Source organism: Streptomyces viridochromogenes (assembly GCF_001270495.1).
Taxonomy (GTDB): Bacteria; Actinomycetota; Actinomycetes; order Streptomycetales; family Streptomycetaceae; genus Streptomyces; species Streptomyces viridochromogenes_A.
On sequence record NZ_LGUR01000117.1, the window covers coordinates 144,992 to 156,922 of the forward strand.

The window sequence follows — 11,931 nt, forward strand, 5'->3', positions numbered from 1 at the left end:
GAAGTTGATCACTGTGACCACCGAAGCGACCGCGACCACCGCGACCGCCGGCACCCTCAAGCGCCTCTCCGACGAAGGCGTCTCGATCTGGCTGGACGACCTGTCGCGCAAGCGGATCGAGTCCGGCAACCTCGCCGAACTCGTCGCCGGCAAGAACGTCGTCGGCGTCACCACCAACCCGTCCATCTTCCAGGCCGCCATCGGCTCCGGCGAGGGCTACGAGGAGCAGCTCGCCGACCTCGCGGTGCGCGGCGTCACGGTCGACGAGGCCGTGCGCATGATGACCACCGCGGACGTGCGCGCCGCCGCCGACATCCTGCGGCCCGTCTACGACGCCACCGACGGCCGGGACGGCCGGGTCTCCATCGAGGTCGACCCGCGGCTCGCCCACGACACGACGGCCACGATCGCCGAGGCCCGGCAGCTGGCCTGGCTGGTCGACCGGCCCAACGTGATGATCAAGATCCCGGCGACCAAGGCCGGACTCCCCGCCATCACCGAGGTCATCGGCCAGGGCATCAGCGTCAACGTCACGCTGATCTTCTCCCTGGAGCGCTACCGCGAGGTCATGGACGCCTACCTCGCCGGTCTGGAGAAGGCCGCCGCGAACGGCCTGGACCTGTCCGGCATCCACTCCGTCGCCTCCTTCTTCGTCTCCCGTGTCGACAGCGAGATCGACAAGCGGCTGACCGCGATCGGCACGGACGAGGCCCTCGCGCTCAAGGGCAGGGCCGCGCTCGCCAACGCCCGCCTCGCCTACGAGGCATACGAGGATCGGTTCGGCTCTGCCGACAACTCGACACGCGTGGGTGACCGCTGGGCCGCCCTCGCCGGTGCCAAGGCCAACAAGCAGCGCCCTCTGTGGGCCTCCACCGGCGTGAAGGATCCGGCGTACAAGTCCACCCTGTACGTGGATGAGCTGGTCGCGCCGGGCACTGTCAACACGATGCCCGAAGCCACGCTCGACGCCACCGCCGACCACGGCGAGATCACCGGCGACACCGTCACCGGCGGTTACGCGCAGGCCCGTGCCGACCTGGCCGCCGTGGAGACGCTGGGGATCTCGTACGACGAGGTCGTCACCCGGTTGGAGGACGAGGGCGTCGCCAAGTTCGAGGTGGCGTGGCAGGACCTGTTGGACGCCGTCGAGAAGTCCCTCGGCAGCAAGGGAGCTGACGCAGAATGATCTCCGACTGGGACAACCCCCTGCGCGACCCGCGCGACCGCCGTCTGCCCCGTATCGCGGGCCCGTCCGGGCTCGTCATCTTCGGGGTCACCGGCGACCTGTCCCGCAAGAAGCTGATGCCGGCCGTGTACGACCTCGCCAACCGCGGGATGCTGCCGCCGGGCTTCTCCCTCGTCGGGTTCGCCCGCCGGGACTGGGAGGACCAGGACTTCGCGCAGGTCGTGCACGACTCGGTGCGCGAGCACGCCCGTACGGAGTTCCGCGAGGAGGTCTGGCAGCAGCTCTCCGAGGGCATGCGGTTCATCCCGGGTGCCTTCGACGACGACGAGGCGTTCGAGCAGCTGCGCGGCACCGTCGACGAGCTCGACAAGGCCCGCGGTACGAGCGGCAACTACGCCTTCTATCTCTCCGTGCCGCCGAAGTTCTTCCCGAACGTCGTGCAGCAGCTGAAGAAGCACGGGCTGGCGGACGCCCCCGAGGGGTCCTGGCGGCGGGCGGTCATCGAGAAGCCGTTCGGCCACGACCTCACCAGCGCGCGTGAGCTGAACGCGATCGTGCACGACGTGTTCGACCCGGAGCAGGTCTTCCGCATCGACCACTACCTGGGCAAGGAGACCGTCCAGAACATCCTGGCGTTGCGGTTCGCCAACCAGATGTTCGAGCCGATCTGGAACCGGTCGTATGTCGACCACGTACAGATCACGATGGCCGAGGACATCGGCATCGGCGGCCGGGCGGGCTACTACGACGGCATCGGCTCGGCCCGTGACGTCATCCAGAACCACCTGCTCCAGCTGATGGCGCTGACGGCCATGGAGGAGCCGGCCGCCTTCGACGCCGCCTCGCTGCTCACCGAGAAGCTGAAGGTACTCAAGGCGGTGAAGCTGCCTCAGGACCTGGGCGAGCACACCGTGCGCGGGCAGTACGCGGCGAGCTGGCAGGGCGGCGAGCAGGTGCTCGGGTACCTCCAGGAGGACGGTATCGACCCGCGGTCGAAGACCGACACCTACGCCGCCGTCAAGCTGAACGTCGACAACCGGCGCTGGGCGGGCGTGCCGTTCTACCTGCGCACCGGCAAGCGGCTCGGGCGGCGGGTCACCGAGATCGCGGTCGTCTTCCAGCGGGCGCCGCACTCCCCGTTCGACTCCACCGCCACCGAGGAGCTCGGCCAGAACGCGATCGTCATCCGCGTCCAGCCGGACGAGGGCATGACGGTGCGGTTCGGCTCCAAGGTGCCGGGCACCTCGATGGAGATCCGGGACGTCACGATGGACTTCGCGTACGGCGAGTCGTTCACGGAGTCCAGCCCGGAGGCGTACGAGCGGCTCATCCTGGATGTCCTTCTCGGGGACGCCAATCTGTTCCCCCGTCACCAGGAAGTGGAAGAGTCCTGGAAGATCCTCGACCCGATCGAGGAGTACTGGGACACCCATGGCAAGCCGGCGCAGTACGCGTCCGGGAGCTGGGGACCCGAGGAAGCCGACGAGATGCTCGCACGAGACGGACGGAGCTGGCGCAGGCCATGAAGATCGACCTGACCGACACCACGGCAAGCAAGATCAACAAGGCGCTGGTGCAGGGCCGCCGCGCGATCGGCACGCCGGCCGTGGGCATGGTCCTGACGATGGTGATCGTCACGGACGAGGAGAACGCGTACGACTCGATCAAGGCGGCCGAGGAGGCCTCGCACGAGCACCCCGCCCGCACCCTGGTCGTGATCAAGCGGCACGCCCGCACCCCGCGCGACCGCACCCGCTCGCACCTCGACGCCGAGGTCCGGGTGGGCGCCGACGCCGGGACCGGTGAGACGGTCGTGCTGCGCATGTACGGCGAGGTGTCCGAGCACGCCGACTCGGTGGTGCTGCCGCTGCTGCTGCCGGACGCGCCGGTCGTGGTGTGGTGGCCGGTTGAGGCACCGGAGAACCCCGCGAAGGACCCGCTGGGCGCGCTGGCGCAGCGCCGGATCACCGACCTGTACACCACCGAGAACCCGCAGGCGGAGCTGGAGGCCCGCGCGCGCTCCTACGCGCCCGGCGACACCGACCTCGCCTGGACCCGGCTCACCCCGTGGCGCTCCATGCTGGCCGCGGCCCTGGACCAGGCCCGGGTGCCGATCATCTCGGCCGTCGTGGAGGCCGAGGCCGACAACCCGGCCGCCGAGCTGCTGGCCCGCTGGCTGGAGGCCCGCCTCCACGTCACCGCCGAGCGCGTCGTCACCGCCGGACCGGTCGTGACCGGCGTGCGTCTGGGCACCGAGAACGGTGAGATCGTCATCGACCGTCCCGAGGGTCCGCTGGCCACGCTGTCCCTGCCGGACCAGCCGTCCCGCACCCTGGCGCTGAAGGTCCGCACCACCTCCGAACTCATCGCCGAGGAGCTCAGGCGCCTCGACGCGGACGAGATGTACGCCGTCGCCCTGCGGGGCGAGGCCACCAAGGAGAACCCCTCTCATGTCTGAGACTGCCAGGCTCACCCGGCGCCCCGAGTGGGCGGCCCTGGAGGACCACCGCGCGGACGCGCTCCAGCGCCCGCGGCTGCGTGAGCTGTTCGCGGCCGACCCCTCCCGCGCCGAGCGGTACGTCGTACGCGTCGGTGATCTGCGCATCGACTACTCCAAGCAGCTGATCACCGACGAGACGCTCGCCCTGCTGCGGGAACTGGCCGTCGCGACCGACGTGACCGGGCTGCGGGACGCGATGTTCCGCGGCGAGCGGATCAACGTGACCGAGGACCGGGCCGTGCTGCACACCGCGCTGCGGGCGCCGCGCGAGGCCGTGATCGAGGTGGCCGGCGAGAACGTCGTGCCCCAGGTCCACGCGGTGCTCGACAAGATGAGCGCGTTCGCGGACCGCGTCCGCTCCGGCGAGTGGACCGGCCACACCGGCCGCCGTATCCGCAATGTCGTCAACATCGGCATCGGCGGCTCCGACCTCGGGCCCGCGATGGCGTACGAGGCTCTTCGCCCGTTCACGGCACGGGAGTTGACGTTCCGGTTCGTGTCCAACGTGGACGGCGCCGACCTCCACGAGGCGGTCCGTGACCTGGACCCGGCGGAGACGCTGTTCATCGTCGCGTCCAAGACGTTCACCACGATCGAGACGATCACCAACGCCACCTCGGCCCGCTCCTGGCTGCTGGCCGGGCTCGGCGGCGAGGACAAGGCGGTCGCCAGGCACTTCGTCGCCCTGTCGACGAACGCCGAGAAGGTGACGGACTTCGGCATCGACCCGGACAACATGTTCGAGTTCTGGGACTGGGTCGGCGGCCGCTACTCCTACGACTCGGCGATCGGCCTGTCCCTGATGATCGCCATCGGCGCGGAGCGCTTCCGGGAGATGCTCGACGGCTTCCACACCGTCGACGAGCACTTCCGCACCGCGCCCATCGAGGCCAACGCCCCGGTGATCCTGGGCCTGTTGGGCATCTGGTACGGCAATTTCCTCGGCGCCGAATCCCATGCGGTGCTGCCGTACTCGCACTACCTGTCGAAGTTCACGGCGTATCTCCAGCAGCTCGACATGGAGTCCAACGGCAAGTCGGTCGACCGCGACGGGCAGGCTGTGGACTGGGAGACCGGTCCCGTGGTGTGGGGCACGCCCGGCACCAACGGGCAGCACGCCTACTACCAGCTGATCCACCAGGGCACCCGGCTGATCCCGGCCGACCTGATCGGCTTCGCCCGTCCGGTCGCGGAACTGAGCGACGAACTCAAGGCGCAGCACGACCTGTTGATGGCGAACCTCTTCGCGCAGGGCCAGGCGCTCGCCTTCGGCAAGACCGCGGACGAGGTGCGCGCGGAGGGCGTGCCCGAGGAGCAGGTCCCGCACCGCACCTTCCTCGGCAACCACCCCACCACCACGATCCTCGCCCCCGAGCTGACCCCGTCGGTCCTCGGCCAGCTGGTCGCCCTCTACGAGCACAAGGTGTTCGTGCAGGGCGCCGTCTGGAACATCGACTCCTTCGACCAGTGGGGCGTCGAGCTGGGCAAGGTCCTCGCCAAGCGCGTCGAGCCCGCCCTCACCGAAGCGTTTACATCAGCCGCTGCCGCGGCGGGCTCGGTCCCCGGCCTCGACCCCTCCACCGCCGCCCTCGTGGCCGCCTACCGTGAACTCAAGGAAGTGAACTGACATGCAGATCGGTCTTGTTGGTCTCGGCAAGATGGGCGGCAACATGCGCGAGCGCCTGCGCAACGCCGGCCACACGGTCGTCGGCTACGACACCAACCCCGAACTGTCCGACGTCGCGAGCCTGGCCGACCTCGTCGACCAACTCGACGCGCCGCGCACGGTGTGGGTCATGGTCCCGGCCGGCCACCCCACCCAGCTGGTGATCGACCAGCTGGGCAGCCTCCTCAAGCCGTACGACACGGTGGTCGACGGCGGCAACTCCCGCTGGACGGACGACGAGAAGCACGCCCAGGAGCTGAGCAAGCACGGCATCGGCTTCGTCGACGCGGGCGTCTCCGGCGGCGTGTGGGGCCTGAAGAACGGCTACGCCCTGATGGTGGGCGGCGAGAAGGAGCACGTCGACCGGCTCAAGCCGATCTTCGAGGCGCTCAAGCCGGAGGGGCCGTACGGGTACGTCCACGCGGGCAAGGTGGGCGCCGGGCACTTCGCGAAGATGGTCCACAACGGCATCGAGTACGCCATGATGCAGGCCTACGCCGAGGGCTGGGAGCTGCTGGAGAAGGTCGAGTCGGTGGACAACGTCCGGGAGGTCTTCCGCTCCTGGCAGGACGGCACCGTCATCCGTTCCTGGCTGCTGGACCTCGCGGTCAACGCGCTCGACGAGGACGAGCACCTGGAGAAGCTGAAGGGCTTCGCCCAGGACTCCGGCGAGGGACGCTGGACGGTGGAAGCCGCCATCGACCACGCGGTGCCGCTCCCGGCGATCACCACCTCCCTCTTCGCGCGGTTCGCGTCCCGCCAGGACGACTCCCCGCAGATGAAGATGATCGCGGCGCTGCGCAACCAGTTCGGCGGGCACGCCGTCGAGTCGAAGGAGTAGCCCGCCGTGGGGGATCTCCTACTGGTCCGCCACGGTGAGACGGAGTGGAGCAGGTCGGGACAGCACACCAGCTGGACCGACCTCCCCCTCACGCAAGCCGGAGAGGAGCAGGCCAAGTCCCTTGCCCCGCTCCTCTCCGGCCGGACCTTCTCCCTGGCCCTGACCAGCCCGCTGCGCCGCGCGGTCCGCACCGCCGAACTGGCGGGCGTCGCCGGGGCCGTACCGGACCCGGACCTGCACGAATGGGACTACGGCGGCTACGAGGGCGTCACCACCGTCACCATCCACCGCTCCCGCCCCGACTGGTACCTGTGGACCGACGGGGTGCCACCGGGCCCGGACGGTCACCCCGGGGAATCCCCGGCCGAGGTGGGCGCGCGGGCCGACCGGGTGCTCTCGCGGGTGGACGTGGCGCTGCTCGACGGCGATGCCGTCCTCGTGGCCCACGGTCACTTCCTGCGCGTGGTGACCGCCCGCCGACTGGGGCTCGCCCCGGCGGAGGGGCGCCTGTTCCAGCTGGCGACGGGCACGGTGAGCCGGCTGTCGACGGAGCACGGTCGGCCTGTGATCGCCGAGTGGAACACCCGGCCGTAACCCCCCTGGCGGAGTTGACAGGTTCGGCAGGCCGGCGTCAGAGTCCCCGCTGATGGAGATCAACGATCTGACGCCGGCCGAGCTGCGGGTGTGGCAGGCCTTTCCCCGGGGCGAAGCCGTGGACTTCCGTACGGCGGAGGACGACAGCGCGCCCGACGGCGCCGACTGGGGACCGCAACGGACCGTGCGCGCCGCGGTGTTGAGGGCACTGCTGCTCGACGGGCCGGTGGAGAGCGGCGAGGTGGCCGCCCTCAAGGTGGCGGGCGCGCGGATCGCCGGTGTGCTGGACGTGCGGTACGCGACGATCGACAGCGTCGCCCGCCTGAGCCACTGTCACTTCGAAGAGGTTCCGGACCTCTCCGGCGCCCAGCTGAAGTACCTCAATCTGACCGGGTCCCGGCTGCCCGGTCTGGCGGGCGCGCGGATGCGGGTCGACGGAGGGCTGCGGCTGACGAGCTGCCGGTTCAGGGGGCGGGTACGGCTCGGCGGGGCGCAGATCGCCGGGGCGTTGTGTCTGGAGGGTGCCGAGATCATCGTGCCGGAGGGGACCGAGGCCCCCGTCCTCCAGCTCCACCAGGTGACCGTCGGCGAGGACCTGTGCGCGTCGCGTCTGCGTACGCACGGAGAGATCCGGCTCGACGGCGCCACAGTGAGCGGCTCGCTCCGCCTGGAGAACGCCGAACTCCGGCGGCCCGGCGGCCTTGTGCTCCACGCCGAGGCCCTGGAGGTGGGCGCCAACGTCCTGTGCAGGCGTCTGGGCGCGCACGGCCGGATCGATCTGCGCGGCGCCCGCATACCCGGTCTGCTCGACCTGCTCTACAGCCGGCTGTCCAACCCCGGCGGTACCGCGTTGCATGCGAGTAGCTGTGTCATCGGCGAGGTGTGGCTGCGCAAGGGCCCGCCGATGGAAGGCATGCTGAACCTGCGGCGCTCCCAGATAGACCACCTGAACCTGGCACCCGAGATGCTGTCGGACCAGGTCCGCATACTCGACCTCACGTACGTCTCCCTGACCCCGCACGTGCCGCCGGAGCACCGACTGCCCATGCTGGAGCGGGACGGCGACACGTTCGACCCGCACGGATACGAGCAGTTGACGGCCTCCTACCGCCGCACCGGCGACGATCACGCCGCCCGTCTCGTCCAGCTCGCCAAGCAGCGCCGCCACCGCACCACCCTGCCCTGGTACGGCCGCCTGTGGGGTCACGTCCAGGACGCCACCGTCGGCTACGGGTTCCGGCCGATGCGGGCCCTGGGCTGGCTGCTGTCGCTGCTCGCCATCGGGTCGGTGGCCTTCGCGCTGGACGCGCCCCCGCCGTTGAAGGCGGACGAGGCACCGCACTTCAACCCGGTGTTCTACACGCTCGACCTGCTGCTCCCGGTGATCTCCTTCGGGCAGGAACCGGCCTTCGCCCCGGAGGGCGGACAGCAGGCCCTGGCGTACGTCCTCGTCCTCACCGGCTGGATCCTGGCCACCACGGTCATCGCCGGTGTCACCCGGACCGTCAGCCGCCAGTGACTCCCGTCATCGGACCGGCCGCCCCGCGTGCTGGGCGGCCAGCCGCACCGGCGCGTTCTGGGCGCCGTAGCCCCGGTAGCCGTCGCGCTGCGCCAGCTCGAAGAAGACGCGGCCGACCGTCACGGTGTAGCAGTGCCGGAACTCGCCGTGCGCGTCACGGTCGTAGAGGATGCCCAGCTCGCGATACGTCTCCAGCTCGCCGTCCGGGAACTCGTACCGCGCCGCCAGATCGTCGTAGTAGTTGGCGGGGATCGGCAGCAGCCGGCCGCCCGCCGCCCGGAAGCGGCGCGCTGCGGCGACCACGTCGTCCGTGGTCAGCGCGATGTGCTGGGCGTGCACCGTGTCGTCGGTCGGCGCCGCGCCCACGCTCAGGGCGATCCGCACACTTTCGTCGGCGTTGGTGACGGCGCGGCTGCGCATCAGGCCGTACGGGTCGGCGACGTCGACGCTCTCCTGGGCGTGCAGGCCGAGGACGCTGCGGTGGAAGAGGGTCGCCTCGTCGAAGTGGTGCCAGGGCTGGGTGAGGGCGAGATGGTCGATGCCGTGGACGCCCGGGGTCCCGGCCCGGTGGGCGACGTCCGTGAAGTCGGCGCGCCAGTTGGGCAGTTCGTTCCGCTGGGTCGCGCAGAAGAAGAGTTCCGTGCCGTCGGGTGCCGCGACCGCGTCGAGCGGGGCGTCCTCAGGGGCGCGGCGCCGGGGCAGTACGGGGGCCAGGAGGGCCTCGGCGCGGCGGGCGGCGCCGGTCGGGTCGGGTGACTCAAGGCCGATCGCGGCGAGCCCGGTGCCGTCCCGGCGTGCGGCGCCGGAGGTGTTGACCAGGATCCTGGCCTCGCCTTGCTGCCACAGGTCGACCGGCTTGCTGCGGTGCCGTGCGGTGCGGGCGAAGCCCAGGGCGCCGAGGACGGCCGAGACCGGTTCGGCGTCGGGCGTGACCAGTTCGGCGAAGGCGATGCCGGTGGGGACGACGGGCGCGGGCGGGGTGGCGACGCCGACCGTCTCCTGGAGGACCAGGAGGGAGCGGTGGGCGTCGACGGCGGTCGGGCCGGCCTCGGCCTGGCGGAAGACGTCGTTGAAGACCTCCAGGGAGAGGGGGCCGTCGTATCCCGTGCGCAGGACGTGGCGGACGAGGCCGGCGACGTCGAAGCCGCCCTGGCCGGGGAAGCAGCGGTAGTGGCGGCTCCACTGGAGGACGTCCATCGCGAGCAGCGGGGCGTCGGCGAGCTGGAGGAAGAAGATCTTCTCGCCGGGGATGTCCTCGATGCCCTTGGGGTCCGAGCCACGGGACAGAATGTGGAAGCTGTCCAGGCAGGTGCCGAGGGCCGGGTGGTCGGCCGCCTCGACGATGCGCCAGGCGTGGTCGTACGTGCTGACGTGCCGCCCCCAGGCGAGTGCCTCGTACGCCACCCGGAGGCCGAACTCCTGGGCCAGGTCGGCGAGTTGGCGCAGGTGGTACGCGGCGAGCGCGTCGTCGTCCACGGCGAGCGGGTGCACGCTGGAGCAGACGAGGACGGTGTCGGCGCCGAGCCGCCGCATCACCTCGAACTTGTGCCGGGCGCGGCGCAGACCGCGGGCGAACTCGTCGGCGGGCACGGCCTCGATGTCCCGCATCGGCTGGTAGAGGTCGACGCTCAACCCCAGATCCGCACAGCGCGCCCGGATCTCCTCCGGGGTCAGCGGGCTGGCCAGCAGGTCGTTCTCGAAGATCTCCACGCCGTCGAAGCCGGCCCGGGAGGCGGCCGTGAGCTTCTCGGTGAGGGATCCGCTGAGGGAGACGGTGGCGATGGAAGTTCGCATGCCGGTACCTCTTCCTGACTCTGCTAGCTGGGGGTTCCTACGGCGCCCGCGCGTTCGGCGAGCTCGGCGATGTCCGCGAGCATGCGCGTGCTGTCGGGCTCACGCCCGGTGAACAAGCGGAACGCGTCCACGGCCTGGAAGACCGCCATGCCGCCCCCGTCGAGGGTGGCGCAGCCCAGCGCCCGGGCCGTGCGCAGCAGCTCCGTCTCCAGCGGGCGGTAGACGACCTCGGCGACCCACAGCCCCGGGTGGAGCAGCTCGGCCGGGAGGGGCAGGCCGGGGTGGGCTGCCATGCCGGTGGGGGTGGCGTGGACGAGGCCGTCGGCGCGACCGATCAGGGTGCGCAGTGCGTCCGGGGTGGCGCCGACCGCCCGGCCCGCGCCGAAGTGCCCGTTCAGCGCCGCGGCGAGATCGCCGGCCCGGTCACGCAGCGCGTCCACGACGGTGACCCGCTCGGCGCCCAGTGTCAGCATGGCGTGTGCGACGGCCGCCCCCGCTCCCCCGGCACCCAGCTGCACGACCCGCTCCAGCGGCACGTCCGGCAGCCCGCGCGCGAACGACGCGGCGAAACCGGTGACGTCCGTGTTGTGGCCGACGGCCCTGCCGTCCTCGAAGACCACGGTGTTGACCGCGCCCAGCGCCTCGGCCTGCGGGGCGAGTGCGTCCAGGTGCTCGATGACGAGCTGCTTGCACGGGTGCGTGATGTTGAGCCCGTCGAAACCGAGGTCGCGGGCGGCCCGCACCAGGTCGCCCACCGCCTGCGGCGGGACGCCGAGCGTGTCGATGTCGATGAGCCGGTACAGATAGCGCAGACCCTGCCGGTCGGCCTCCCGCTCGTGCAGCGCCGGGCTGAGCGACGGTCCGATGCCGGAGCCGATCAGCCCGACGAGATATGAGTCCTTGGCGTCCTTGCCCACCGGTGGACCTCCTGAGCGGCTCACTAATGTACGAACTGGTGAGTTAGTAATAGCAGGCGGACCGGAGCCTGGGAAGGCCTGCCCCGACACGGGAGACGACCGGGCTTCTACAATCACCGGCACGCGGGTGGGCCACCGGGGCGCGCTCACCCCTCGCCGAAGGAAGCCGATGACCAGCGTCGAAGAGCCGGCACGCAGCAACGGGCGGACCCGTGACGCCGCCCGCACCCAGGCCGAGATCCTCGACGTCGCGACGCAGGAGTTCGCCCGGGTCGGCTTCGCGGGGGCCCGGGTCGACGACATCGCCGCCCGGACCAGCACCACGAAGCGGATGATCTACTACTACTTCGGCGGCAAGGAACAGCTGTTCACAGCCGTGCTGGAGCGGGCGTACGGCGTGATCCGGGAGACCGAGCAGCAGCTCGACGTCGAGCATCTGGACCCGGTCGCGGCCATCCGCCGGCTGGCGGAGCTGACCTTCGACCACCACGAGCAGCACCCCGACTTCATCCGCCTGGTCAGCATCGAGAACATCCACGGGGCCGAGCACATCGCCGCCTCCGAGAAGCTCGGCAAGATCGGCTCACCCGCACTGGACGTGATCCGCCGGATCCTGGCGTCGGGGCAGCGGTCCGGCCTGTTCACGGCCGACGTGGACGCCGTCGACCTGCACGCGATGATCAGTTCCTTCTGCTTCTTCCGGGTCTCCAACCGGCACACCTTCGGTGCCCTGTTCGGCCGTGACCTGGTGGATCCGGCGCAGCGCGAGCACTACCGCACGATGCTCGGCGACATGGTGATCGCGTACCTGACGGCACCGCGGGCCGAGGACTGACCGAGGGCCGACAGGCGAGATCCTTCGGCTCGACCTCTTGACACTCGGGAAACCTCGGCGCAACATCCGTAGCCATCCG

10 protein-coding genes are annotated in these 11,931 nt (G+C 70.7%); 8 read left to right on the plus strand and 2 right to left on the minus strand.

The genetic code is table 11. The annotated features are described in order from the left end of the window. The first annotated feature begins 4 nt into the window (after nt 1–4). From tal to ADK36_RS12730, 7 genes are read left to right on the plus strand one after another with little or no spacing between them, the layout of a single operon-like run. A complete protein-coding gene (gene tal / locus ADK36_RS12700) occupies nt 5–1,186 on the plus strand; it encodes a transaldolase (RefSeq protein ID WP_048579299.1) in 1,182 nt (393 codons plus the stop codon). Further along, nucleotides 1,183–2,712: a glucose-6-phosphate dehydrogenase gene (gene zwf / locus ADK36_RS12705; RefSeq protein WP_048579300.1), complete on the plus strand. Its 1,530-nt coding sequence runs from the start codon at nt 1,183–1,185 to the stop codon at nt 2,710–2,712. The genes tal and zwf overlap by 4 nt, the downstream gene beginning before the upstream one ends. Next, complete coding sequence (gene opcA, locus ADK36_RS12710) at nt 2,709–3,644, plus strand: glucose-6-phosphate dehydrogenase assembly protein OpcA (protein WP_048579301.1); 936 nt, start codon at nt 2,709–2,711, stop codon at nt 3,642–3,644. Before zwf ends, opcA begins: the two co-directional genes overlap by 4 nt. Next, nucleotides 3,637–5,313 (plus strand): glucose-6-phosphate isomerase, encoded by a 1,677-nt coding sequence (pgi, locus tag ADK36_RS12715; protein WP_048579302.1) that lies wholly within the window; start codon nt 3,637–3,639, stop codon nt 5,311–5,313. The genes opcA and pgi overlap by 8 nt, the downstream gene beginning before the upstream one ends. A 1-nt stretch (nt 5,314) precedes the next feature. Beyond that, complete coding sequence (gene gnd / locus ADK36_RS12720) at nt 5,315–6,193, plus strand: phosphogluconate dehydrogenase (NAD(+)-dependent, decarboxylating) (protein WP_053197489.1); 879 nt, start codon at nt 5,315–5,317, stop codon at nt 6,191–6,193. Between the two features lie 6 nt (nt 6,194–6,199). Then, the gene (locus ADK36_RS12725; protein ID WP_053197491.1) at nt 6,200–6,787 is read left to right on the plus strand and encodes a histidine phosphatase family protein; all 588 of its coding nucleotides are present in this window, start codon (nt 6,200–6,202) and stop codon (nt 6,785–6,787) included. 52 nt (nt 6,788–6,839) lie between these two features. Then, nucleotides 6,840–8,306 carry a hypothetical protein gene (locus ADK36_RS12730; protein ID WP_053197492.1) on the plus strand — a complete coding sequence of 489 codons (1,467 nt, stop codon included), beginning with the start codon at nt 6,840–6,842 and terminating at the stop codon, nt 8,304–8,306. 6 nt (nt 8,307–8,312) lie between these two features. On the opposite strand, the gene ADK36_RS12735 is transcribed toward ADK36_RS12730, so the two are convergent. Beyond that, nucleotides 8,313–10,100 (minus strand): bifunctional sugar phosphate isomerase/epimerase/4-hydroxyphenylpyruvate dioxygenase family protein, encoded by a 1,788-nt coding sequence (locus ADK36_RS12735; RefSeq protein WP_053197494.1) that lies wholly within the window; start codon nt 10,098–10,100, stop codon nt 8,313–8,315. A gap of 23 nt (nt 10,101–10,123) precedes the next feature. Further along, the gene (locus ADK36_RS12740) at nt 10,124–11,017 is read right to left on the minus strand and encodes a shikimate dehydrogenase (RefSeq protein ID WP_048579307.1); all 894 of its coding nucleotides are present in this window, start codon (nt 11,015–11,017) and stop codon (nt 10,124–10,126) included. A 169-nt stretch (nt 11,018–11,186) separates the two neighbouring features. Here ADK36_RS12740 and ADK36_RS12745 point away from each other — a divergent pair, with 169 nt between their 5' ends. Further along, on the plus strand, nt 11,187–11,852 hold the full coding sequence (locus tag ADK36_RS12745) for a TetR/AcrR family transcriptional regulator (RefSeq protein WP_048579308.1): 666 nt from the start codon (nt 11,187–11,189) through the stop codon (nt 11,850–11,852). Nucleotides 11,853–11,931 lie beyond the last annotated feature (79 nt).